Origin of the sequence: Paenibacillus sp. D9, from assembly GCF_001188365.1 — a bacterium.
GTDB classification, from domain to species: Bacteria; Bacillota; Bacilli; order Paenibacillales; family Paenibacillaceae; genus Paenibacillus_O; species Paenibacillus_O humicus.
Genome location: NZ_JZEJ01000001.1, coordinates 975,276 through 999,074, shown reverse-complemented (window position 1 = coordinate 999,074; position 23,799 = coordinate 975,276). Strand labels below are relative to the sequence as shown.

Sequence of the window (23,799 nt, the reverse complement as noted above, 5' to 3'; positions counted from 1 at the left end):
AAAGCCCGCCCTGTAGGGGCAGGCAGGCTCAGGCCGTCAGTCGACCCGGTCGTAAAACTTCTTCCAGTCCTTCTGGCCTTTGTGGACCAGGTCGGATACGGTCCGTTCGATGACCGTATGCACGGCGTTGCGGAAAAACTCCGTTTCTTGCCGGATCGCAGCTTCCACCTCGCCGTTGGATTTCTCGCTGTTGGTGCTGCGGGCGCCGATCTCGACGCGGTGATACTGCTCGTGTTCTTCAAGGAGGTCGAGAAGATGGTCGAAAGCGATCAGCACGCCTTCATGCCCGTTGAGCTTATTCTCGTTTTGCAGCGCCTGCTTTAATCTTTCCAGGTTTTTGCGCATCGGTTCATCACTCCTTGTAGAAATTGGATACCGCTATATTCTCACAAGGTGCCTGCTGTGCGCAATAGGATGCATTCCAGTCCTTCTGCTTTTGACATTCGCGTTGCAAGGGTATGATTTCGTATAGAAATGAAAGGGGGCCTGGCTTTGGACGAGGCCATCGGGCCGGATAGGCTCAACGCCGCTGGCCGAGCAGGCGGGCGTAGCCGCCGCCCGGTCATCGCGATCGCCGGCGCTGGCGGATCGGTAGGAAGCAGGCTTGCCGCCATGCTGCCGCCCGAGGCCGCTCTCATCGGGATCGGCAGGCATCCTGCTGCCAGCGGCCATCACGGTCGCCTTGCGTGGCGGACATGCGACTTCTATTCGCAGGAAGAAGCCGTATTTGCTCTGGCTGAAGTCGATATGGCCATTTTCCTCCTCCATGCAGGCAAGCCTTCTGCGAGGCTGACCCAAGGGACATCGCGGGACCTCGACGCCCTGCTGGCGGAGCATTTCGCTTTTGCCGCGGCGGCCAACGGCGTGAAGCGGATCATCTGTCTCGACGGAAATATCCTGCCATACCCGTCGATGCCGAGGCGGGCCGGCAACGGTCAAAAGCGGCGGGAGGTGGAAGGCATTCTCGCTTCTCACGGAGTGCCGCTGACCGTCATCCCGGCTGGCGGTGCAGGCCCGCTTCATGCAGCGGCAGCCATATGCGCCGCTCTGGGCTATCGCGCGATGGCGGGGGAGAAAGGAACTGGCGATACCGTCCGCGAGGCGTCCGGGCAAGCAGGATTCGCGAACGGAATGGACCGAAGGCGGGATGTCCGATCCGTCCAAAGGCTCACCCTGCCGGACGGCATGAACGCGGAGCAAGCGGCCTTCTATTACCTGGACTGGCTGTCCCGCTTCTGCCGCCCGCTGCTGCGGGTCGAGAGGAATCCGGCAGGGGAATGCCGAATCTATGCGGCAGGGATTCCGCGTCCTCTCCTGCAGCTGACTGAGCGCAGGCAAGCCGGGGCTTTCCGCAGCTTCACCTTCGAGATCAGCGGAGGGCTGCTGGCCGGCAAGGGGAAAGGGAGACGGGGGAGGCTTGAATTTCTGCTGCTGCCGGGATCGAGGGAATGCCTCGCGGCCATCCACGATTTCATCCCTTCGCTGCCTTGGCTGCTGTACAAGTACTCGCAAGCGCAAGTTCATCTGCTCGTCATGTATGCTTTTGGGAGACATTTGAAAAAATGGAGATAGAACCTTGATCGTTCTGACAGGTTAGAATTATCCATTTGCATGGAGGAGAAGGCTATGATCGGATATTGGATAGCCGGTGCGGCGATTGCGGCAGCCGCAGCATGGGCTTGGAGCCGTTCCCGGGCTGCCGGCCGGCAAGGCAAGAGCAAAATCGTCAACATGAACGCATACCGTTCCAGGAAAGGCAGAAGCGACAGCGCAGCCGCGAAGCCGGGGTCTCAATTATGCTCCTCATGTCGCAAGCCCGCTGCGCGGCTGAGTTTTTTTTCCGACGAGAACGGCCGCGTGGTCGGCTTGTGCCGGGAATGCAAGCCAAGCGCGGAGCGCAGGCAGCTGGACCGTCTGTAAGATGCGAGCCGGGCAGGCATTTGCCCATCATTGCCGCATGCCGTGACCTCATCAACGCCCTAAGAATAGAATAGGACAAGTCTGGGTGAAGGAGGGTGGTCGGCATGTCGACTTATACGACCGGCTTGATGGCGAATGTGGCTCAGGGAGGGACTGCTGCGGCTCAAGCTTGGCTTTATGCCCGCAACCTGGGTCCGGACGAAGCGCTTGTCGTCGTGCAGGTGTTTGGAATCCCGATCGGAGGCTCGACCTTGTCGCCGATCTATGTGGCAGGGTTCATGGTGCCCTCGAACTCGGCGGTTACCCGCTCGTTCGGCGTTGCGGGATTGTCGATCTACGAGATGCAGCTGAACAATGTGGACGATCTCTCGGAAATGGCGATGTCGGTATATGGAGTGGATTCGGCAGGCAATCTGGTGCCTTCCCAACGGATTTTGCCGCTGGAGCTGTCGCCGATGCTCGGTCTTGTCCAATCTTGAGGGTGCGTGTTGCGCCGATGGCCTGATTTCCGCCCGGGCGGAAATCAGCATCCCTGCATAAGCAGCGCGCTAAAGCCAAAAAGCGGCGGCCATCAGCGCCCAGCCAGCCAGAAAAGCAAGGCCGCCGATCGGCGTGACGATTCCAAGCTTGCGGATTCCGGACAGGCTCAGGGCATAGAGGCTGCCCGAGAACAGCAGGATGCCTGCCGCAAGCAGCCAGCCGGCGGGGGCCAGCAGATCGGAGTCGGAAAAGTATCCGGCAACCCCGATTAAGAGAAGGCCGATGCCATGGACGAGCTGATACAGAACTCCTGTCTGGTATACGGCCAGCTTGTCCTCGCTCAGCTTGCGCTTGAGCGCATGGGCGCCGAAAGCGCCGAGCGCGACCCCGAGAAACATGGCGGCGGCTCCCAAACCTATGAATGCATTCATTTCGTCAACGCCTCCTTCATCACGAATCGTAGCGGATCAGGGCCGATCCGTCAACGAACGGGAGAGCGGCCGGCGATAGCAGGCAAAGAGATCCGAAAGAGAGGATGAATGGCATGAGAGCACTGATCAATATTGATTATACGTATGATTTCATAGCGGATGACGGCGCGTTGACATGCGGCAAGCCCGGACAAGCGATCGAGGAGGAGGTCGTCCGGCTTACGCGGGAATTCGCGGAAGCCGGAGACTTGGTCGTTTTCGCGGTCGACGTCCATGAGGCTGGAAATCCGTGGCATCCTGAAACGAAGCTGTTCCCGCCTCATAATCAGAGAGGGACGAAGGGAAGGGAGCTGTACGGCTCGCTGGCCGAAACGTACGAGAGCATCAAGGAGATGCCCAACGTCATTTACATGGACAAGACCCGCTATTCGGCTTTTGCCGGCACTGATCTGGATCTGCGGCTGCGGGAGAGAGGAATCCGAGACCTGCATCTTGTCGGCGACTGCACGGATATTTGCATCCTGCACACGGCTGTAGACGCCTATAATCTCCATTACTCCCTTTTCATCCATGAGCAAGCGGTCGCGAGCTTCGACCAGGCCGGTCATGAATGGGCTTTGCGGCATTTCCGCACCTGCCTGGGAGCGCAGATCGTCTGATCCTAGCTTTGCAGAGCTTGTTCGTTTGTCGAACAAGCTCTTTTTTTGCGCATCGGGATACACTCGCCGGGAGTATTGTCGGAATCTGCCGCATGAGGTAGTATGGGTAACATGTCCAACTTCATGAGAGAATGGCAGATGCAAATCCAGAGCTACAGCCGGAATATCCGGTTGTTTTTTGTGTTCAACCTGCTCTGGAACGTGGGGCTCGGCATGTACAGCCTCGTCTACAATTTATATGTGAAAGCGCTTGGCTACGAGCCGACGATGGTCGGCCAAATCGTCGGCATGACCGCGCTGGCCTCCGCGCTCATCCTGATTCCCGCCGGCCTGGCCAATGACCGCTTCGGGCCGAAGCGGATGATCAGCATCGGGGCTGCCGCTGTCGTTGCGGCGCTCGTCCTCCGCGCCTGGCTGCCGGGAGCGGGCGGCTTGACCGGATCCGCATTCGCGGGAGGCATCGCCCAGGCGATCGTATCGGCGACGATCCTGCCGTTCATGGCGAACAACTCGACTGCCAGGCAAAGGATCCATCTGTTCAGCTTCAACATGGCGCTCGTCATGGCAGCCAACGTGGTAGGGAATCTGGCGGGCGGCTTCATCACCGACCTGCTGCAGCTTGCGGGTATGGGCGAAGTGCTCAGCCTGCGGCTTACGCTGCTGATCGGCGCCGGTATAGCCGGAGCCGGACTAATACCCGTGCTCATGTTCGGGAAGGAAGAGGAAGCGGCGTCAGCCTCGATGGGAGGAGTCGGGCAGCCGCCAAGCCCCGTGAAGGGTGTTCGGCTCAAAGCCGCCATGAAGGAGCATCGCTCCTCCTTCTATGCGATAGGAGCCTTTACTTTGCTCAGCCTGCTTTCTTCCATGGCGGGCGGCATGGTCGTGCCTTATCTCAACGTTTATTTCGAAGACCGGTTCGAGGCGTCCAAGTCGGTCATCGGCCTCGTCGTTGCGCTCGGCCAAGGCGCGACGGCAGTCGCCTACCTGCTCGGGCCGGCGATCGCCCGGCGGATGGGGGAGGTCAGAGCGGTCGTATGGCTTCAGCTCAGCTCCATCCCGTTTCTTGTCCTGACCGCTTATACGCATCAATTCTGGCTTGCCGGCGCAGGGTACTTGTTCCGCCAGGCGCTGATGAATGCCGCGAATCCGTTCTACAATACGATCAAGATGAAGTATGTGCATCGCTCGCTCCGGGGGCTGGCGGCCAGCTCGGGCGAAGCGATGTTCAATCTGGGCTGGTTCATCGCAGCACCGATCAGCACGGGCCTTGTCGCCAAGTACGGGCCTTACCAAGGGTATGCGTGGGCATTTTCGGTTACGGCAGTCATTTATACGCTCATCGCCGTCATGTTCTGGTATCTTTTCTCCAAGGACCGCTTCAAGCCGGCAGAGGAGGCCGAAGCTTGAGCAGGCGCCTTTTTCAACGGTCCTGAAGCAGGGTATGAAGAAATCATACCCATTACATGCAAGGGAGGATCCCCATGTCCAAGACGGATTTTGAGGAAGCCAGGGAATCGGAGAAAACTTATCATGCCCATCTGTATGAGACCGAGGAGATTCTGAAGCCGGGAAGCTGGCTGTCGCAACCGATTCCGGCTGTCATGGAATCGCTCGAGCTCGTCATCGCCGGCAATCCGAATCCGGCTGTACTTGACCTTGGCTGCGGATCGGGCCGCAATGCCATCCCTATCGCCATGAGGCTGCAGGAGGCCGGAGCGGGCCGGCTGATCGGAACGGATCTGCTCGAGGAAGCGGTAAGCAAGCTGACGGAAAATGCTCGGAAGTATGGAGTCGAGAAAGAAGTAGAGGCGGTTCAGTGCGACGCAGAGGAAGCGGATTACGAGCCGGATTCCTATGACTATGTCGTCGCTTGCGGCTGTCTCGAGCATGTTTCCTCGGAGGATGCCCTTCGAGCCGTTATCGGGAGGCTGCAGCAAGCAACCGTGAGCGGCGGCATCCACTGCTTGTCCATGAATACCGGAATCTCCGAGACAGCGGCGGCGACGGGGGAGGAGCTTGATGCGAAGATCGAGCTTAATCTTTCGGAAGACGAAGCGTACCGCTTGCTGAGCGATGTATACGCCGATTGGACTCTGCTCCGGGAAGAACGGAACGATGTTGCCATTGAAGAAGAGAAGTACGAGGAAAAAACCGAGTTCAGGGCTCGTTCCGTGATGATGGTTTTTCAAAAACGATAAGAGGTAGAAGCAAAAGGGCCTGCAATCGATGCAGGCTCTCTATCTTTGCTTGACAATAAGGTAAGCATAATTATGTAAACCATAGAAATCGATTTTTAAAAACGGTAAAACCGTCAAGAAAAATACATTGACACTCAAACAGAAATTCCTTTATTATTTACTGGTTACTGATAATGATTATCAATATGAATTGCAATTCGGAGGCCGATAGACGTGAACCTGGAAGCTGCGGCAAGTATGCGCATTGTCAGGCTGATGCTGCTTGGAATGCTGGCGGCCATGCTGATGTCAGGCCGGACCGCATGGGCAAGCGGAGCCGGCGACAGCCATGCAAAAGAGAATGTGCCCGCCATATCGGGACAGGCGGATATCATTTATGCAAGTCTTGAAGCGAAGGACAGCCAGGCAGCCGCAGAAACATTCAAAGCTGTCAAGAAGTGGTGGGCTCTTCATAAAGCGGACGTCAAGGGCGAATCGCTCGACCTCGCCCTTGAGATCGATAAGCAGATCGCAGATCTATCCCTGTCCTTGTTGACCGAGGATCTGTCCGCAGCTCTCGATACTTCCGGCGCGCTGAGATTTTCCCTTCACAACTATGAAGACGGTGCATACGCCGGCAATGACGGCAAGACGAAGATGACGCTGGCCTTCTATGTCTCCAAGCTGGCCGATGCCAGGAACAAGGCCGACCGTCAGGATTGGGCGGGAGCCGCGAGCCTGGTCAAGCAGCTCCAGAGCCAGTGGCTGGCTGTAGAGGGCGATGTCGTCAGCCGCTCGCAGAAAGTATACAACGACACGGAACGGGATCTCGTCCTTGCGGATGCCTATTTGGCCAACGAAGGCCAAAGGCCGCAAGCATCCGCGGTCTTGAAGAGAATGGCCGACAGTCTTGCGCCTCTTGCGGAGGCTGGTTACAGCTGGTGGGATGCCGCCTTGATCCCTCTGCGGGAAGGTCTAGAGGCGGTACTTGTCGTCGGCGCGCTGCTCGTGGCCGCTGGCCGATCCAAATCGGCAGCGGCGAAGCGGTGGGTGGCGGGAGGATCGGCGCTGGGGATGCTTGTCTGCCTGGCGGCCGGTTTTGCCATCGCGATCCTTTTCTCGTCGGAGGCATTCGGCGGGAGCAGCTCGCTGATCAACGGATGGACCGGCATCCTATCCAGCCTGCTCCTGCTCTATGTGAGCTACTGGCTCCACCGCAACGCGGATATCGGCCGTTGGAACAAATTTCTGAACCGCCAGAGCGACAAAGCCGCCTCGAGCGGCCGCATGGTCAGCTTTGGCCTACTCGCCTTCTTCGCCATCCTGCGTGAAGGATTGGAGACGGTCATCTTCCTGATCGGACTGGCAGGCAAGATGAGTCTGGGAACGCTCGCAGCCGGCATCGGGGCAGGGTTTGGATTGCTGTTCGTCCTTGCCTTCATCATCCTGAAGGCAGGACAGAAGCTTCCGGTGCGGCCGCTCTTTCTGGCATCCAGCCTCGTCGTCTTTTACCTCTGCTTCAAATTTCTTGGATCCGGCATCCACAGCCTGCAAATGGCAGGGGCGATTCCTTCCGACGTGAAGGATTACTTGCCTCAGTGGGCTTCGATCAGCCTTTATCCTTCCTGGTACAGCACGCTTCCCCAGCTTGTCTTCGTGCTGCTCGCGCTGGCAGGCTCCGCGTCTGGATGGCTTAAGCGGCTCGGAGGCCATACAGGCCGGACGGAAACGGCGTCCTAAATAAAATGATTGATTATCGATAGGAGATCTGAACTCGATGAAGAAACGCGCTCAAGCTCTTACGGCATTGTCTCTTGGCGGCATTCTGCTGCTCTCCGCCTGCTCTTCGGCATCTACAGGTGCTGGCGAATCAGCGGCCGATTCCGGAGCCGCCCCTTCATCGGCAGCTGCAGGCGGCAATCAGGCCGTACTGGACGGCACAACCAAAATGAAGGAGCAGACAAGCAAGCTTCAGGATGCTCTGGCCAAGAAGGACTTGGCCGAAGTCAAGCAGCAGGGCAAAGCCATCAACGATATCTGGCTGTCCTATGAAAATACGGTCAGAACGGCTTTCCCGCTTGAGTACACGGAAGTAGAAAAGCATGAAATTCCGATCTTCTCGGCGTCGGCTTACGACAAAGTGGATTTCGATGCTCTTGCGGCGACCGCTCAAAAGCTGATGCAGGCTCTTGAGGCGCTCCAGCAGGCCAAGCCGTCAAGCAGCAGCTCCTCCGAGCTGCTGGACAAGGCTGTCGCCAATTACGAGGCCTTTGTCAAGGAGCAGGCAAAAGCGCTTGCGGATTCCACCAAGGTGTTCGCGGGCCTCGTCAAATCCGGCGATATGGAAGCGGCCAAGGCGGAATACACCAAAGCGCGCGTTTATTTTGAAACGATCGAGCCCGTAGCGGAAAGCTTCGGCGATCTGGATCCCCGAATCGACGCCCGCCTGGCAGACGTGGAGAATGAAAGCGAATGGACGGGCTATCACCGGATCGAGAAAGCTCTGTGGGCGGACAAATCGCTGGCCGGCATGGATGTCTATGCCGATCAGCTGGTGAAGGACACCGAGGAGCTGGCTGCGAAGGTGCAGGATATCAAGCTTGATGCCAAGACGATGGTTGCCGGAGCGATCGAGCTGATCAACGAGGCGGCGACCTCCAAGATTACCGGCGAAGAAGAGATTTATTCCAAAAGCGATCTTGTCGACCTCGCAGCGAATGTCGAAGGCTCCAAGACGGTCTATCTGGCGATCATCCCTGCCCTCAACGAGCACAATACGGAGCTTGCGGACAAACTCGACAAGCAGTTCCAGGACATGGAAGCGATGCTGCTCACGTACCGCAAGAGCGGCGATTATGTCGCCTACGACAAGCTGACGACCGACCAGATCCGTGAAATCAGCGACAAGCTGAGCCAGCTGTCGGAGCTGATGACCCAGACCGCGGCTATTCTGTAATCCCAACCGCAGCGAAAAGGAAGTGAGCACAATGGACAAGAACCCGTCGAAAGTATCGCGGAGAGACTTTCTGAAGCTGTCTGCGGTCGCCGGCGCGGCGCTTGCTCTCGGTGGAGGAGGGGCGGGAGCCGTGCTGTCCGCTCTCGGCCAGAAGAAGGCTTCGGCGGAAGCGTCTCAGGAGACGGCTTTTTACGGGCCGAACCAGGCCGGCATCGCAACGCCCCAGCAGACCTATATGTATCTGGCCAGCTTCCGCATCCTGGATATCGGCCGAGCCGGGCTGATCGCCATGCTCAAGGAATGGACGCGCTTCAGCGACCTCAGCGCTTCGGGCGGATACAGGCAGAGCAGCGGCAACGGGCTGCTGCCGCCGGCCGATACCGGTGAAACGATGGATCTCGGAGCTGCCGGCTTGACGATCACCTATGGGTTCGGCACGTCCTTCTTCCTCGACAGAGGCTCGGACCGTTTCGGCATCGCTTCGCGAAAGCCGCTGTATCTGGAGGAGATTCCCCGGATGCCCAAGGACCATATCGAGGAAGGCTTCAAGGGCGGGGACATCGTCGTCCAGATCTGCGCGAACGACCAGCAGGTCGCATTCCACGCGCTTCGCAACCTGATTCGGCTCGCGACAGGCTCCGCCGTGGTCAACTGGACCGAAGAGGGCTTCATCAGCGCGCCGGAGGGAAAGACGCCGCGGAACCTGTTCGGCTTCAAGGACGGCACCGCCAACAGCCTGCATCAGACTCCGCAAGGTTATGACGAGGTTCTGTGGGCGGGAACGGAGGAGCCGGATTGGATGAAGGGCGGATCGTACCTTGCCTACAGAAAAATCCGCATGCTGCTGGAAGTATGGGACCGTTCATCCCTTCAAGCCCAGGAGGATACGTTCGGCCGTTCCAAGGACAGCGGCGCCGCGTACGGGTCGAAAGGCGAATTCGACCCGGTCGTAAAAGCCGAGCTGCCTGCCGATTCCCATGTCCGGCTCGCGAAGGACTCCGGACAGAGCATTCATCGGCGCGCCTATTCTTATACGGGAGCAATCGATTCCAGAACCGGCCAGCTTGATGCGGGACTGCTGTTTCTCAGCTATCAGCGCAATCCGTCGAAGCAGTTCATCCCCATGCTGCGGATGATGCAGAGCAGGGACAAGCTCAACGAGTATACCCAGCATATCGCAAGCGCGATGTATGCCTGTCCCGGAGGAATCCGGGAAGGGCAGTACATCGGACAGGCTCTGCTGGAAGGGTAGGGGAAGGAGATTCCGCCATGATGGCGGAATCTCCTTTTTTTGCATGCCGCCATTCGTTCCGGGAAGACTAAGCTTCCCATTCCTTCTCTCCGGGTAAGGAAAGGAAGACAAGGATAGAGGAGGAATCGGAAGATGCATATCGGCTTGATCGGGCTTGGCAAGATGGGCATGAATTTGGGTAGGAATCTGATGGAGCACGGGTATCGGATAACGGCATTCGACGTGAATCCGAAGGCCGTGGAGGAGCTGCGGAAAGAAGGAGCGCAGGGAGCCTCCACCTTGAAGGAGCTGGCAGACTCGCTGCCGCAGCCGAGAATCGCGCTCATCCTCGTTCCGCACCAAGTCGTCGACGGCGTGCTGGAAGAGCTCGGGAGCCTGTTCGCACGTGGAGACATCGTCATCGAAGCGGGGAATTCGCATTACAAGGAGACCATCCGCAGATACGAGCGGATGATGGAAGCCGGAATCTCCTTTGTGGATGCGGGGACGTCCGGCGGCATGGAGGGCGCCAGGAACGGCGCCTGCTACATGGTAGGCGGCGATGCGGATGCATGGGAGATCGTGGAGCCGATCTTCAGGGACACGTCGGTTCCGAATGGCTGCTTATATGCCGGCAAGCCGGGCAGCGGGCATTTTCTCAAGATGGTCCACAACGGGATCGAATACGGCATGATGGCCGCAATCGGCGAGGGCTTCGAGGTGCTCGAGAAAAGCGGCTTCGACTTCGATTACGAGAAAGTGGCGCGGGTGTGGAACAACGGCTCGGTCATCCGTTCGTGGCTGATGGAGCTGTCCGAACGGGCTTTCGCCAAGGATGCGGACCTCGATGAGCTGCGAGGCGTCATGAATTCCTCCGGAGAAGGGAAGTGGACGGTCGAGACGGCTCTCGATCTCCAGGCGGCGATTCCGGTCATCGCCATGTCGCTCATGATGCGGTATCGCTCGCTTGAATCCGATACGTTCACCGGGAAGGTGGTAGCGGCGCTGCGCAACGAATTCGGCGGCCATGCCGTCGTCAGATCGGAATGAATGCGGCAGGCGGCTGAGGGCATACTGGGGTAAAAGGAGCTGGACATAGATGACCGCGCTGCCGGAAGACCTGGATCTGAAAAGAACGATGATTGCGAATGTCGTCATGATCGGCAAGCCGGGTTCTGGGCATTGGGTGCTCGTCGATTGCGGAATCGCGGGATTTTCCCGGTCCATTCAGGATGCGGCGGAGGAGAGGTTCGGCTCGGCTCCACCGAAGGCAATTGTGCTGACGCATGGTCATTTCGACCATGTAGGCTCGCTGGAAAAGCTTTTGGAGGAATGGGATGTTCCCGTCTACGCCCATGAGCTGGAGCTCCCTTATGTAGGAGGCACGAAGGATTATCCCGAGCCGGATCCAGCGGCGGGAGGCGGGCTGATGACGGCGGTATCGCCGCTATATCCTCGTCATGGACTCGGACTTGGCGGACGCGTCCAGCCGCTTCCTTCCGACGGACATGTCCCGCATCTGCCGGATTGGCGGTGGATTCATACTCCGGGCCATACACCCGGCCACATTTCCTTGTTCCGGGACCGGGACCGGACCGTCATCGCCGGAGATGCCTTCATCACCGTCAAGCAGGAGTCGGCCTGGGCGGTTCTGACACAGGAACAGGAGGTGCATGGACCTCCTGTTTATTTCACGCCGGACTGGCATGCCTCCAAAATCTCGGTGCGCCGCCTGCGCGAGCTGGACCCGGCCCTCGCGCTCACCGGTCATGGAGCCCCAATGCAAGGGGAAGCGCTCAGGAAAGGCTTGTCGAGGCTTGCGGACAAATTCGATGAGATCGCGGTGCCAAGCCATGGACGATATGCAGGGGACAGCCATGCACCCGAAGACGAGCCTCCGTTCGTATGAATCCGGGACGATGATCAGAAGAGCAAAAAAACACCCCTTGGAGGGTGTTTTTTTGCTACAGCGAGCGGCCTTTGGATTTCTGCGTGCTGTCCAGGTGGACATGGACGCGAATCGAGCGGATCGACTTCTCGTTCAGGAAGTAATCCGACTTGCCGAGAAGCTTCATATATTGGCCGGGATGTCTCCGGTACAGCTCAAGCTGGAAATGGTACGGATCGGTCTTCATGGCGACCGATTTCATATGCGTCGCCATGATTTCCTCCTTGATGACTTCCTCAGCCTGTTCTTCCATCGCTCGAATAGACAGGTTCGCATTCATATCGACGACATAACCGCTGCATTCTACCGCGACATCGTAAAGAGGCTCTCCGCCGACCTCGGATATTTTCATAACGAATTTAGGGTGGGAGAGCATGAGGACGCCGGTCGCCTTGCCTCGGTAGGGAATTTTCACCGGCGTCAGGTCCAGCTTGGGATTCCGCCAGCGGATGCCCTTGAGGTCATCCATGCGCATTCGGGCCGTCATGGCATAGTCTTTGAAGAAATAAGCCCCATTGATCATGAACATCGATTTGGGGCGCCGATCCTCCAACCACAGCTTGTGGTCGATGGAAATTTCCGGAATCATTCCGATGTTGCCCGGCTCGTTCATGTAGCTCCAGACTTCCCTGCTTGTCATCGGCAGGATGAACGATTTCTGCGTGTTCATCTGGACGGCGGTGAACATCATCGTATCGAGCGGCGACAGATTGAACATCGACTTCTGCACGAGAATGTCCTCGATCTTCTCGCGGGTTCCGTAGACCAGGAAATTGTACCTCGCTTCCCGGTGCCGGTTCAGCACCTCGAAGAAATCCTTCACTCCCCGTTTCATGATGTTCTCGGACAGGATGACGGTGCGCACATGCCCCCAGAATACGGGCGCTTGGGCAGTGGCGTTCGTTTCAAACAGAGCCCCCGGAATCGTCTCGCCGTCTCCTTTGCCGATCCAGATCGGGACCGGCTTGCCCAGCTCGACGTTTTCGGTGCGGGCGACGTTGGAGAAGTTCAGCACTTGGATGTAGCCCACGTACTTGCCGTTTTTGTAATCCATCGCGATGGCGGTCGCATAAGCCAGGCTCTGGATATCTCTGGAATTGCCGCAGCCTGTCAGGCAGAGTGCGGCGGAGATCAGCATGGCGGCAAGCCTCATGATCGTTAGCCTCATGATTGCTCCTCTTCTTTCTGATGGTCGCCGTCCATGCCCTTTTCGGACATGCTCGCCGGCCTGCGGCGGATGAAGTACCATGGAGCGCGCAGGAACGAGTTCAGCACATCGCGGGGAATGAGCGGAGACAGAGGAGCCAGGTAATTCGCTCCGAAGGACTGCAGCTTCGACATATAGGCGACGAATAGCACGATTCCGAGAATCAGGCCGTAGAGACCGAAGACGGATGCCAGCAGGAAGAAAAACAGGCGAATGATGCTGATGACTGTGCTTAGCGACTGGTTGACCAGCGTCACTCCCGATACGGCTGTAATGGCTCCGATGACGACGACGGAGGGCGAGACGAGCCCGGCCCTGATGGCGGCGTCCCCGATGATCAGGCCTCCGATCGACGTCAGCGTCTGCCCGATCGGGTTCGGCAGCCGCACTCCCGCTTCCTTGAATATCTCCAGCAGCATGAGCAGCAGGAACATCTCCATCTGCGAAGACAGAGGCAGTCCAAGCCTCGACACGGATATCGTCGCCATCAGCCGGAACGGGATCTGATCCTGGTGGAAGGCCATCAAAGCGACCCAGATGCCGGGCAGGAAGATGGATATGAATAGGCTCAGCAGCCTGACCAGCCTGGCGAACGAGACGTAGGAGTAGTTGAAGTGGACATCCTCCGGCGATTTCATGATGAGGCTGATTCCGGAAGGAGCGATCAGCACCATGGGGTTGCCGTCCACAAAAATGATGAATCTTCCTGCAAGCAAGCAGGAGACGACGTAATCGGGCCTGCCGGTGAAGTCCATGAGCGGGAGGATTTTAAGACGGTTCTGCGTCAGCAGGTCCTCCAGCTGATTGATGCTGTACAAGCCGTCGATATCAATATTGCCGAGCCTGCTGCGCACGACCTCGAGAGTCTTGGGCTTCAGGATATCCCGAAAATACATCAGGACGACCTTGGTCCGCGTTCTCCTGCCGATCGTATACCGCTCGGTGACGAGCGAGCTGCTGCGGACTCTCTTCCGGATAAGGGCGACGTTGACGTCGATATCCTCGATGAAGCAGTCCTTCGGCCCTTTGATGGATATCTCGGTGCTGGATTCATAGGGAGTGCGGTTCGGCTTGTCGGACAAGTCCATATAGGCGAGGCTTCCTTCCTGGACGAACAGGAGCAGAAGCATGCCGTCATAGACGATGTCTTCCACCTCCTGCGGTTCAGGATTGCGGTCGAAGCCCTGCAGCGTCAAAGCTTCGGACAGCTGCAGCAACGGCCGCGAGAAGGAGCCGAGCTTGCGGTAGCAGGCCCCCAGTTCGGGAAGAACGAATTTATTGATCGAGATCGTATCGCATAGCCCGGTATTGTAGAGGAGCACAACTTCCTTTTCACTGTTCTCGCCAAAGTAGGCGCTGCGGACCATGACGTCCTCGGAGCCGTTGAACTGCTTTTCCAAGGCGGCTTTCGTCCATGCACGAGGGGCTTCAGCCTGTCGGCTGGGGGGCTGCCGGGGGTCCGTTGTCTGGCTTGGACGATTCATTGGCATTCCTCCTGTCCGGTTTGGCAAATGCGGCGCAAAGCGACCATATCAAGGATAAAGGAAGCAAAACGGCGAGCGAGATCGGCATGAAGTAATCGAACATCAACAAGTACAGCGTCCAATTGTTGGCGGGCAGTATCGTGTAGACGAGGTAGCTGGCCATCACCGCCAGGATGAAGACCGCTTTCTTTCTCGAGCTGCGCAGAGGGAGGACATCCGCGAGAATGAAGACAGGCAGACTGACTCGTATCGACGCTCCTGAGAGCCACTGGAAGATCGAGAAGAAATCCAGATGCTCGACATACTGTCCGATGCGAAGCAGCCGCCACTGCTCGTAGGGCGAGGTCATCTGCATCGCCGCTTCGAGCGGTCCGAACTCGGTGATCGCCCCGATGACGGGACCGTTCATCATGATGACGATGAAGCTGCTGTACAGAAGCAGATGCCAGGGCTTTGCTTTGCCCCGGATGTGATGCTGCAGCAGCATGAGCGCCAGCAGCTCCATATAAGCCGATCCGGCGTATACCAAGCCGTTGATGACCGGCCTCCAGCCATGCTCCAGGACCGGCATGAGCAGCGTATAGTCCTTGACCGATGAATTCGAGATGCCGACGAAAAAGCCGAGGATGATGACGACCGGAAGCAGGACGCCGGAGGCGATCGCGATAATGCGATTCCCCAGGAAGCGAGCAGCAGGCAGATCAGCACGAGCAGGATCGCAAGCTGGAAGGCGCTGCTTGCCGGGAGATAGTTGCTGACGCTCCAGTTCGCGGTCTGAATGACGGTGCCGAGTCCAATGAAATAGAGATGGATGCAGACGGGAAGAAGCAGAATCCACGACAACGCCGGGTGCGTATGCCGCGCAAGCCACGACTGCCAGTTCTGCATGGATGATTTCTTCATCATGTAATAAAGCAGGAGGCTCCATGGAATGAAGAAAACGCCTGCGGAGATGACGGTAATCCAGGCATCCCGTCCCGAAGCGTCGAGCAGCATCGGATTGACGATGACATGGCAGGCGAGGCCGTTGGAGAGCATGAGAATCATCAGGGCTTGAAACATGTTCATTTTGTAGGACGAGGTTGACATAGGCTCACATCCGGTCAAGAATTGATAAACGATAGTTTGCGCCATCCATTTTTTTCTATACCTGACTGTTCCGACAATCAGGCGGGAAGGGGAAACCATGATGCCGGCATCCAACGATTGGATCATTCTGCTGAGAGGAATCAACGTAGGCGGAAAGGCGCGAGTCCGAATGGCTGATCTCAAGGAAGCTCTGGAGGCAGCGGGACTGATAGAGGTGAAGTCGTATATCCAGAGCGGCAATCTGATTGCAGGCCGCGGCGGGACGGAGGATGAAGTGAAGGCCTTGATCGAGGGGGCTTTCAAGGAGAGATTCGGATTTCATTCGGAGGCCATGCTGCGTACAGTCGAGCAGTGGAGCTCCGTCCTTGAGTCGCTTCCATTCCGCTTGTCGGAGATCGAGGAGGCCGAGTCGAAGGAACAAGGAGAAAGCCTCTATGTCTGCTTCCTGCACGATGCTCCCGCAGAGGAGGCGGTCGGCATGCTGCGCGGGCTCGAATCGGCCGAAGAGAGGTTCGCCGTCCGGGGAAGGGAAATCTATCTGCTGTTCCACGGAAGCATCCGGGATTCCAAGCTGGCGGTCAAGCTTGGACGTCTCGCGCCGAATTCGACGGTGCGCAACTGGAAGACCGTAGTGAAGCTGAAGGAGCTTGCCGACGGGCGCAACACTCCTTAACTGGCTGGACGCAGGAAGGCTTGCAGACTCGCAAACGCTGTTTTTAACCGGACTGCCTGTATGGTATAGTTGTAGGGCTGATTGTGAACATAAACGACTTTATACCTGTATAGGCCCATACCGGAGGTTTCCTTGATGAGCAGAAAGAAATTCAACGCCCCAAAAGCAAAGCCACCGGCAACCAGGCAGTATGCCGTTCAAGAGCCGGCGGAATTGCTTGCTTTTTTATTGATCAAGCTGTCCGGCGCCGGACGCAACTCGGTGAAATCCATGCTCGCGCGCGGTCAAGTTTCCGTTGATGGCCGCCCTTCGACCGCATACAACCTGCCTCTTGCTCCCGGTCAGACCGTGACGGTCCAAACCGAAAAGACGGTAGAGGCTCCGCCCCTAGCAGGGTTGTCGATTCTCCATGAAGACGATCATGTCATCGTCATCCACAAGGATGCGGGACTGCTGTCCATCGCATCGCCGAAGGAAGCGGAAATGACCGCCTACCGCCAGCTTATGGCCCATGTCCGCGCCAAGGATCCGGCCGGCCGGATTTTTGTCGTGCACCGTCTTGACCGGGATACCTCCGGCGTGATGATGTTCGCCAAAAGCGAGGATGTCCAGCAGAAGCTTCAGAACAACTGGCAGGAAGCGGTGAAGGAGAGAACGTACATCGCTTTGGTAGAAGGCAGAGTATCGAAGGCGGAAGGGACGATCTCTTCCTGGCTGAAGGAAAGCAGCACGTTGAAAATGTATTCCAGTCCGCATCCCAACGGCGGGCAGCATGCCGTGACCCACTACAAAACGATTCAGTCCAGCCCCGGCTTTTCGCTGCTGGAGGTCAACCTGGAGACGGGACGCAAAAACCAGATCCGCGCCCATATGGAAGAGCTGGGACATCCCGTCGTGGGCGACAAGAAATACGGCTCCAAATCAAAGGCGATCGGCAGGCTCGGGTTGCATGCAAGCGTGCTCGCTTTCATCCATCCGGTGACGGAAAGCCTGATGCGCTTTGAGGCTGACATGCCGAAGTCGTTCTTGAGTCCGTTTCGGACCGGTTCGGACAAGAAGAGCTGATTCCTTGGCGGAATGCTGATATCCACTTGTTCAGCAGGAAAGCAGAGCCGTTTAGCAGAATGGATGCTGAGCGGCTTTTTTCAACTTGTTGTCAACGGCTTCATCCAAAAAGGAGGGATTCGCTCATGCCTGAACCGAAAACGAAAGAAACCGACGATAGCGTCCTGGAGTTCATTGAAAACGTCGATTCCGTCAAGAAGCGCGAGGATGCCTTCAAGCTGCTGCAGCTCTTTGCCGAGACGACAGGTTATCCGCCGAAAATGTGGGGACCGAGCATCATCGGATTCGGCAGCTATCATTATAAATATAAGTCGGGTCATGAAGGCGATGCTCCGCTGGTCGGATTCTCGCCTCGCAAGGCCAAGATCAGCCTGTATTTCGCGACGGGCGATACCGAGCGGGAAGCCATGCTGAAGGACTTCGGGAAATATACGGCAGGAAAAGCCTGCGTCTACATCAATAAGGTGGAAGACATCGACACGGACGTTCTAAGGGCCTTGATTGCCCGGTCGGTTGCGTTTTTGAAGGAGACTTATCCGGGAAACTGACCGGCGCGCTGTTGTTGAAAGGCTTGGGGTGGCGGGAAGGAAAATGGAAGGGAGCGGAAAAAGATCAGCGCCAATCAATGGGATGCGGAATGGGAAGTATCGGAGAGGCTGGCTCGCCGCTTGATCGAAAGTCAATTTCCGGCGTTATCCGGCAAGACCGTCGAAAGAATCGGTTATGGCTGGGACAATACCGTCTTTCGGGTCGGATCGGAGACGGTGTTCCGCTTTCCGAGAAGAAAAGTCGCCATAGACCTTCTGAAGCGAGAGTGGAGGATTTTGCCGCAGCTTGCAGAGCGTGTATCGATTCCATTTTCGAGGCCGTTGCATTTGGGAAAAGCGAGTCCGGATTTTCCGGCTTCATTTCTCGGATACAGCTATCTGCCGGGCCGATATCCGATCGGGCTGAGCGATGAGCAGCGCGTCCGGTCCTCATCCGCTTTGGCTGTTTTTTTGAGGCAGGTGCACGCTTTTCCGACCGAGACCGCCTTGGAATGCGGAGCGCCGAGCGATCATCGCAATCTGCTCGACATGGAATCGCGAAAACTCAAGATGCTGGAATGGCTTCCCAGGCTTGCAGCCCATATGCGTGATGATGAATACCGTTCTCTCCGCCGTTATTTGACGGAAGGAGGCGCCAAGCTCGCAGCCGGCAAAAAGGTGTTCCTGCATGGAGATCTTCACTTCAAGAACATGCTGGTTGACGATAGCGGACTCATATCGGGAATCATGGATTGGGGCGATATGAATGTCGGCCATCCGGCTTGCGATCTCAACATCGCCTATAGTTTTCTGCCATCCCATGCCAGAGAGCGCTTTTTCGAAGAATACGGCGAAGTCGATCAGGAGACGAGGGAACTGGCGCGGCTGATCGCGGTCTACATCCCGATGCTCATCATGCTGCAGGCTGTCGAAGAGAAGGATGCCGGGATCGTCGCAGCCGCGAAGGATACGATACAGCGGGCGCTCTCGGATTGAGCCGATGCATGCAGGGAGAGTATAATCAACCTTACTTTATCGCAGAGGGAGAGAAGGCCATGGATACTCGCAGGCTGAATCAACTTCATCATCACAAGCAGCGTTAGCACACCTGTATACAAACAGGGTGGGCTAGCGCTGCTCGCGTTGGCCTCCTTGCGGCATATGGAGCGCGCAGGACCATGAGGTCCTGCGCGCTTTTTTTATCTCAAAAAACAAAACGGAAGGAGCGGCAGAATGCAAAATGTAAAAGGAACTTACGATTATTGGGGCAAAAAACAGGCGACCGGAGATACGGCTGCGTCCATCTTGAAAGCTGCTGCAGCTTTGCGGAGAGCCGGCATAAGGACCAGCACGGATCTGAGCAGGCGCAAGCTGAAACAGCGAGACTGTGAACGACAGGCTAGAACTCGATTCCTCTAACCTTGGAATAAACCATCGTATCCCTCGGGCTTCCGCTTGGATCGATGGAGTGACGGCGAAGAACTCCCTCCTGCATATAGCCGCAGCGCAACGCGACTGCAGCGCTTCGGCCGTTCCGGGAATCGCAGCGGATTTCAATCAAGCTGGCCAGCACTGCGGATCGAGGCTTCGGACTCGTCCGGCGCAGTTTCGCCCAGGGCATCCACGGACGAAGCTCCTCGCTGCTTTCCTTGACGGCTTCGTTCACAGCGGCCCCATCATCCCGCAGGGGGGCGCGAATAAGCAGCCGCTCGCTTTCAAAGCTTTCTGGGATGGATAGCAGAATGGCATCACAATCATTGATCTTCATCGAAACCCGCCTTCCGGAAAATATCCTCCAGCAAGCATTGAAAGGGAATAATTGGAGGTCCAGGATCATTCTGCATGTCGGCTGTCATCTGCGCGATGCGGAGAAGAACAAGAAGAGCGGGATTCTCCGGCGCCTCTCGTAGGTATCCGCGGAATGGAACCGTTCCCGGACGGGATTCGACTCGCGCAGGCTTCCGACCGCCAAGCCGGCCGCTTGAAGGGCGGAAAAATAATGCTCGACGGTTCGGTGAAACTTCCTGACCGTTGTGCCCAGCCATTGCTGCTCCCGGAAGCCTTCATCGAAATACCGGTCGACGGTCCAGTCGGTCCGGGTCCCCGAAGGCTGAAGAGTGGAGGTGATGACGGGGTGCTCGACGGAGAACACCAGCCGGCCGCCGGGCTTCAGCGATTGGACAATCCGTTCCAGCACGGCTTCCAAATCGTCCACATAGTGGAGCGCCAGCCTCGACAGCACAAGATCGTAGCTTGCCTGCGGATCGCTCCAATCCTCCATCGAGCTGTGGATGAAAGCGCCGGCTGTGCCGGCAAGCGTCCGCCGGGCGAGCTCCGACATCGCCGCCGAGCCTTCGACGCCGGCATAGGAGGCGCAATTCCGCTCCAGCAGCTCCGTGCCGAAGCGGGCGTCGCCGCAGCCCAGATCCAGAATGCGCAGCCCTTCCGGGTCGCCGATCAGCTCCAGCATCACGGGCTTTTCCAGGGTGTCGTTGGCATTGTCCACGCTGTTTCTGCGGCTCATATAGGCCTGCAGAAAATGCTCGTCATCATAATAATCATGTCCTCGCTCCGATATGGGAATCCCTCCTGTTCGGTCCACATTATACCAATCCCATCGTATTTTATATATGGCAAAAAATAAGGAAGCCCCGGATTCTGTCCGGGGCTTCCTCTCAGTTCAGATGGTTCAGCAAGCCGCTTGTTTCAAACAGGCTGCCTGTGTTGAACAGGAACAGAATCTGCTCGATGCCGTTCGCCGCCGCGTAATCACCGATGCTGCCGTTGTAGTACCGGGGATCGATCACATGGATTTCCCTGGCATGAAGAGCCAGGAAAGGAATTGCGCTGTGGGCGTAGGAATCCTTGACGACGAGCAGCTTGTCCAGATCGGCCCTGGCCGGAGGCAGCTCCGTCCGAATGACGGAGAGAGCATGAACGCCTCCGAGGAAGTAGGAATACTGATCCTTTTGGGCTAGATAGCTGCCGTCGTAGAGGCTGTTCTTCGTCTGGCCCGTGTCCAGAATCGACATCGTCAGCGGATAGGAGACTTTCGGGACATAGAGATCGATCTCATCCGGCTTGAGGCCTGCGAACTGGCCGCGGGTCTGATAGCTGCCGAGAAACGAGCTGCTGACGGGGCGAACGGTGAAATCCTGCACTGTCAGCGGCGTCCAGTTCATCGAACGGGCATAAGCCCGGTAAGCGAGAAACGCTCCGTACGTCGTCCAGTGATGGTCGGTCCGGTAAAACAGCTGCTTGGATCCGGCAGCGGCATCTAGGAATGAGAACCCATTCAGAAAGTGGATTCCGCGGCCTTGAAGCAAGCGGCCGAATTCCTTGTTGACTTCGCGCTGGGAATCATGGGGAGCTCCGGCTGGCAGCCGATCCGGATCCATTCCGACCGAGTTCGGGGAGAGCATGAAGGAAATGTCCAGATCGGGATGGTGACCGGCAAATGTCTTCAGCTTGTCCGCGTAGGCTTGCATAACGTCAGACTGGGGCTTGCGGTAGGCCTCGAACAGCCAACCGCCGCTGCCGAGGTAAACGCCGTTGTTTTCCCTTTGCCCCCGCAGCGTCTCCAGCCGGGACTTCAGCTCGATCCAGCCGTTGCGCCATGGAAAATGATCGGATAGGTAGGCTTCCGTTTCGTCGGCGAATTTCTTGCTGCTGACCGATTCCCAATCCAGACGCGGAAAGGCTTGCAAATAGCGGTTTTCCAATTCCGAAAAGGAGCTTTTGGGGGTAACGGCCAGCAGGACGGAGACGCCGAGCAGCATGCCGGCAAATCCGCAGGCCAGCAGCCGGTTGTAGGTTCTGCCGCGCATGACCGCACCTGCTCTCCAAGGAAGTTAGAATCGGAAATAAAGAAAGGGATTGAAGGTCGCATCCACGAGATAGGCGGTGGACAGCAGAAACAGCAGCGCCAGCATGATGAGCTTGATTACCGGAAGCAGCTTGGCTGATCTTGCGCCGGCGGCAAGGCTGGCGAATCGGATCTTGAACCGGGTCCAGTTCAAGGAAGCCAGCACAAGAAGGAGCAGCAATACGGCGTTGCCGGAAGCGAGGTACCCGGTCTGCCCGTCAGCGAGCGGCTGGCCGTGGATTCCCGCCATTGCGCCGAGATAGCCGATGACTTGGGACAGCGATTCGAAGGCGAACAGAACCCATCCGACCAGAATCAGCGCCACAGCATACAGATGGCCGACGATTCGCGGCCATTGCTCCAGCTTGCGGAGCAGCCAGACTTTCTCAAGCATCAGAATCACTCCAAAGTAAAGCCCCCACAGAAGGAAGTTCCAGCTCGCACCATGCCACAATCCGGTGAGCATCCAGACGATGAGAATGTTGCGCAGCTGCAGCGGCAGGCCGCGGCGGTTGCCTCCAAGCGGAATGTAGACATAGTCGCGGAACCAGCCGCTCAGCGACATATGCCAGCGGCGCCAGAAGTCCGTGATGCTGCGAGCGGTATAAGGCTTGTTGAAATTCTCGTTGAAGCGGAAGCCGAACATGAGCCCGAGTCCGATCGCCATGTCGGAATAACCGCTGAAGTCGAAGTAGATCTGAAAGGCGAAGGCGGCAATTCCCAGCCAGGCGGTAAGAACGGGCAGCGATTCCGCGGGGGCTGCCGATACGCTGTGCCAGAGAAGCCCGATATTGTTGGCCAGCAGCACTTTTTTGGCGAGACCGATCAGGAATCGCTCTACGCCTTCGGCGAACAAGGCCCAATCTGCCTTGCGCTCCGTAAGCTCCTTCTCCACGGTGACATAGGCGACGATAGGCCCGGCGACAAGCTGGGGAAACAAAGCCACGAATGCGGCGAAATCAAGCCAGTTCCGCTGCGCCTTCACCCTGCGCCGATAGACGTCGACGATGTAGGACATCGACTGGAAGGTATAAAAGGAGATCCCGATCGGCAAGGGAAGATCCGGCAGCGGGAAATCCGTACCGATGAAATCGTTCACGCTTCCGATCAGAAAATCGGAATATTTGAAGACGGACAGCAGAGCCAGGTTGACGGCGATCGAACCGGCCACGAGGGCTTTGCGCGCTTGGGCGCTCCAGTCCTCCTTGCCGAGCAGGCGGCCGAAACCGTAATCCATCGTCGCGGAAAACAGCATCAGCAAGATGTAGACCGGCTCTCCCCAGGCGTAGAAGAGCAGGCTGAACATCAGCAGCACGACGTTTTTGAGCCGCTTGGGAGAAGCATAATAAACGATCAGCACCGCAGGCAGGAAGAGAAACAGGAACAGCAGGCTGCTGAACACCATAACGGCCTACCCGTTACTTGGAAGCGTCGAAAAATCCGTCGAACGCGGCCTTCAGTTGTTCGCTCTTGTCCGAGATCAGGAAGAGCACATAGCTGCCCTTGACGTCGATGACGTAGCTCTTGGCGTTCTCATACTGGTCGGGCAAATAGTTCTCGAACTGCTTCTGGACGTCGGCGGCGCGCTGTTTGAGCGCATCCTGGACAGCTTTCATGTCTTTGGCGTCCTTGACTTTCAGGACGGCGATTTCATTCGTCTTGACATTCATGAGAGGAACCTTGATGGCGAAATCCTCCAGAAGCGACGGATCGATATGGTACTGCTGCTCGACTCCGTCCTTGTCGACATCCGCGAAGGCCGGCTGTTCGATCTTTTCCAGCATGCCGGCAACGATATCCTTGGCCGACTGGGCCGGCTCCTTGGGAGTCGACGGAGCGGGAGATGCGGACGGTGCCGGAGATGCCGATGCGGAAGGGCTCGGACTATTTGTGGCCGCATTCGAAGAACAGGCGGCAAGCGCGATGGCGGCGGAGAGAAGCAGCAGGGCGGATAAGCTTTTTTTCATGATCAGGAACTCCCTTGGGTATAAGATTCTATGTTGTTCAAGGAAGATAGACGGTCGAAAAATGTCGAATGTTGCGAAAGGAATTAAATCCCAATGGGCGCGCCTGAGGTTCGGATTCGG

Annotated in this window: 26 protein-coding genes; 16 read left to right on the top strand and 10 right to left on the bottom strand. The window is 57.3% G+C overall.

The window, feature by feature from the left end; all coding sequences use genetic code 11:
- Window positions 1-36 precede the first annotated feature (36 nt).
- The gene (locus VE23_RS04665; RefSeq protein WP_049867435.1) at window positions 37-345 is read right to left on the bottom strand and encodes a hypothetical protein; all 309 of its coding nucleotides are present in this window, start codon (window positions 343-345) and stop codon (window positions 37-39) included.
- Between the two features lie 147 nt (window positions 346-492).
- On the opposite strand from VE23_RS04665, the gene VE23_RS04660 reads away from it, so the two are divergent.
- The 3 genes from VE23_RS04660 to VE23_RS04650 all read left to right on the top strand — a co-directional run bounded on the left by VE23_RS04660 (window position 493) and on the right by VE23_RS04650 (window position 2,399).
- On the top strand, window positions 493-1,572 hold the full coding sequence (locus VE23_RS04660; protein WP_049867434.1) for a hypothetical protein: 1,080 nt from the start codon (window positions 493-495) through the stop codon (window positions 1,570-1,572).
- A 54-nt stretch (window positions 1,573-1,626) separates the two neighbouring features.
- The gene (locus VE23_RS04655) at window positions 1,627-1,920 is read left to right on the top strand and encodes a hypothetical protein (RefSeq protein WP_049867433.1); all 294 of its coding nucleotides are present in this window, start codon (window positions 1,627-1,629) and stop codon (window positions 1,918-1,920) included.
- Between the two features lie 104 nt (window positions 1,921-2,024).
- The gene (locus VE23_RS04650) at window positions 2,025-2,399 is read left to right on the top strand and encodes a hypothetical protein (RefSeq protein WP_049867432.1); all 375 of its coding nucleotides are present in this window, start codon (window positions 2,025-2,027) and stop codon (window positions 2,397-2,399) included.
- A 69-nt stretch (window positions 2,400-2,468) separates the two neighbouring features.
- Here VE23_RS04650 and VE23_RS04645 read toward each other — a convergent pair whose 3' ends face one another.
- Complete coding sequence (locus VE23_RS04645) at window positions 2,469-2,831, bottom strand: DUF423 domain-containing protein (protein WP_049867431.1); 363 nt, start codon at window positions 2,829-2,831, stop codon at window positions 2,469-2,471.
- Window positions 2,832-2,944: 113 nt separating this feature from the next.
- Here VE23_RS04645 and VE23_RS04640 point away from each other — a divergent pair, with 113 nt between their 5' ends.
- The 8 genes from VE23_RS04640 to VE23_RS04605 all read left to right on the top strand — a co-directional run bounded on the left by VE23_RS04640 (window position 2,945) and on the right by VE23_RS04605 (window position 11,763).
- The gene (locus tag VE23_RS04640) at window positions 2,945-3,490 is read left to right on the top strand and encodes a cysteine hydrolase family protein (protein WP_373864505.1); all 546 of its coding nucleotides are present in this window, start codon (window positions 2,945-2,947) and stop codon (window positions 3,488-3,490) included.
- A gap of 111 nt (window positions 3,491-3,601) precedes the next feature.
- Window positions 3,602-4,897 (top strand): MFS transporter, encoded by a 1,296-nt coding sequence (locus VE23_RS04635; protein WP_049867430.1) that lies wholly within the window; start codon window positions 3,602-3,604, stop codon window positions 4,895-4,897.
- A gap of 74 nt (window positions 4,898-4,971) precedes the next feature.
- Window positions 4,972-5,688, top strand: a complete 717-nt coding sequence (locus VE23_RS04630) for a class I SAM-dependent methyltransferase (RefSeq protein ID WP_049867429.1) — start codon at window positions 4,972-4,974, stop codon at window positions 5,686-5,688.
- Window positions 5,689-5,901: 213 nt separating this feature from the next.
- Window positions 5,902-7,407 carry an FTR1 family iron permease gene (locus VE23_RS04625; RefSeq protein WP_127505525.1) on the top strand — a complete coding sequence of 502 codons (1,506 nt, stop codon included), beginning with the start codon at window positions 5,902-5,904 and terminating at the stop codon, window positions 7,405-7,407.
- A gap of 37 nt (window positions 7,408-7,444) precedes the next feature.
- Window positions 7,445-8,623, top strand: coding sequence for an iron uptake system protein EfeO (efeO, locus tag VE23_RS04620; RefSeq protein ID WP_049867427.1), 1,179 nt, complete (start codon window positions 7,445-7,447; stop codon window positions 8,621-8,623).
- Window positions 8,624-8,654: 31 nt separating this feature from the next.
- Window positions 8,655-9,875 (top strand): iron uptake transporter deferrochelatase/peroxidase subunit, encoded by a 1,221-nt coding sequence (gene efeB, locus VE23_RS04615; protein WP_049867426.1) that lies wholly within the window; start codon window positions 8,655-8,657, stop codon window positions 9,873-9,875.
- A gap of 132 nt (window positions 9,876-10,007) precedes the next feature.
- The gene (gnd, locus tag VE23_RS04610; protein ID WP_049867425.1) at window positions 10,008-10,904 is read left to right on the top strand and encodes a phosphogluconate dehydrogenase (NAD(+)-dependent, decarboxylating); all 897 of its coding nucleotides are present in this window, start codon (window positions 10,008-10,010) and stop codon (window positions 10,902-10,904) included.
- A 49-nt stretch (window positions 10,905-10,953) separates the two neighbouring features.
- Window positions 10,954-11,763: an MBL fold metallo-hydrolase gene (locus tag VE23_RS04605; RefSeq protein ID WP_049867424.1), complete on the top strand. Its 810-nt coding sequence runs from the start codon at window positions 10,954-10,956 to the stop codon at window positions 11,761-11,763.
- A 55-nt stretch (window positions 11,764-11,818) separates the two neighbouring features.
- Here the strand turns inward: VE23_RS04605 and VE23_RS04600 are convergent, their stop codons facing one another.
- The 3 genes from VE23_RS04600 to VE23_RS04590 are packed head-to-tail and all read right to left on the bottom strand — an operon-like array spanning window position 11,819 to window position 15,421.
- Window positions 11,819-12,970 (bottom strand): Ger(x)C family spore germination protein, encoded by a 1,152-nt coding sequence (locus VE23_RS04600; protein ID WP_048746168.1) that lies wholly within the window; start codon window positions 12,968-12,970, stop codon window positions 11,819-11,821.
- Entirely contained in the window at window positions 12,967-14,493 is a 1,527-nt protein-coding gene (locus VE23_RS04595; protein WP_084781289.1) for a spore germination protein, read from the bottom strand. The genes VE23_RS04600 and VE23_RS04595 overlap by 4 nt, the downstream gene beginning before the upstream one ends.
- The gene (locus VE23_RS04590) at window positions 14,438-15,421 is read right to left on the bottom strand and encodes a GerAB/ArcD/ProY family transporter (protein ID WP_049867422.1); all 984 of its coding nucleotides are present in this window, start codon (window positions 15,419-15,421) and stop codon (window positions 14,438-14,440) included. Before VE23_RS04590 ends, VE23_RS04595 begins: the two co-directional genes overlap by 56 nt.
- 3 nt (window positions 15,422-15,424) lie before the next feature.
- Here VE23_RS04590 and VE23_RS27610 point away from each other — a divergent pair, with 3 nt between their 5' ends.
- The 5 genes from VE23_RS27610 (at window position 15,425) to VE23_RS04570 (ending at window position 18,843) form a co-directional block, all read left to right on the top strand.
- Entirely contained in the window at window positions 15,425-15,550 is a 126-nt protein-coding gene (locus tag VE23_RS27610) for a hypothetical protein (RefSeq protein WP_269745987.1), read from the top strand.
- A 129-nt stretch (window positions 15,551-15,679) separates the two neighbouring features.
- Window positions 15,680-16,255 (top strand): DUF1697 domain-containing protein, encoded by a 576-nt coding sequence (locus VE23_RS04585; RefSeq protein ID WP_048746173.1) that lies wholly within the window; start codon window positions 15,680-15,682, stop codon window positions 16,253-16,255.
- Between the two features lie 135 nt (window positions 16,256-16,390).
- Complete coding sequence (locus tag VE23_RS04580; RefSeq protein ID WP_049867421.1) at window positions 16,391-17,320, top strand: RluA family pseudouridine synthase; 930 nt, start codon at window positions 16,391-16,393, stop codon at window positions 17,318-17,320.
- Between the two features lie 125 nt (window positions 17,321-17,445).
- A complete protein-coding gene (locus tag VE23_RS04575; RefSeq protein WP_049867420.1) occupies window positions 17,446-17,868 on the top strand; it encodes a DUF1801 domain-containing protein in 423 nt (140 codons plus the stop codon).
- Between the two features lie 120 nt (window positions 17,869-17,988).
- Window positions 17,989-18,843, top strand: coding sequence for a phosphotransferase (locus VE23_RS04570; protein WP_332310156.1), 855 nt, complete (start codon window positions 17,989-17,991; stop codon window positions 18,841-18,843).
- Window positions 18,844-19,246: 403 nt separating this feature from the next.
- Here the strand turns inward: VE23_RS04570 and VE23_RS04565 are convergent, their stop codons facing one another.
- The 5 genes from VE23_RS04565 to VE23_RS04545 all read right to left on the bottom strand — a co-directional run bounded on the left by VE23_RS04565 (window position 19,247) and on the right by VE23_RS04545 (window position 23,679).
- Entirely contained in the window at window positions 19,247-19,615 is a 369-nt protein-coding gene (locus VE23_RS04565) for a GNAT family N-acetyltransferase (protein WP_049867417.1), read from the bottom strand.
- A gap of 84 nt (window positions 19,616-19,699) precedes the next feature.
- The gene (locus VE23_RS04560) at window positions 19,700-20,449 is read right to left on the bottom strand and encodes a class I SAM-dependent methyltransferase (RefSeq protein WP_332310155.1); all 750 of its coding nucleotides are present in this window, start codon (window positions 20,447-20,449) and stop codon (window positions 19,700-19,702) included.
- Window positions 20,450-20,522: 73 nt separating this feature from the next.
- The gene (locus VE23_RS04555) at window positions 20,523-21,674 is read right to left on the bottom strand and encodes a DHHW family protein (RefSeq protein ID WP_049867415.1); all 1,152 of its coding nucleotides are present in this window, start codon (window positions 21,672-21,674) and stop codon (window positions 20,523-20,525) included.
- A 24-nt stretch (window positions 21,675-21,698) separates the two neighbouring features.
- Window positions 21,699-23,117, bottom strand: coding sequence for an MBOAT family O-acyltransferase (locus VE23_RS04550; protein WP_049867414.1), 1,419 nt, complete (start codon window positions 23,115-23,117; stop codon window positions 21,699-21,701).
- Window positions 23,118-23,130: 13 nt separating this feature from the next.
- A complete protein-coding gene (locus VE23_RS04545; RefSeq protein ID WP_083436401.1) occupies window positions 23,131-23,679 on the bottom strand; it encodes a DUF4358 domain-containing protein in 549 nt (182 codons plus the stop codon).
- Window positions 23,680-23,799: the final 120 nt, after the last annotated feature.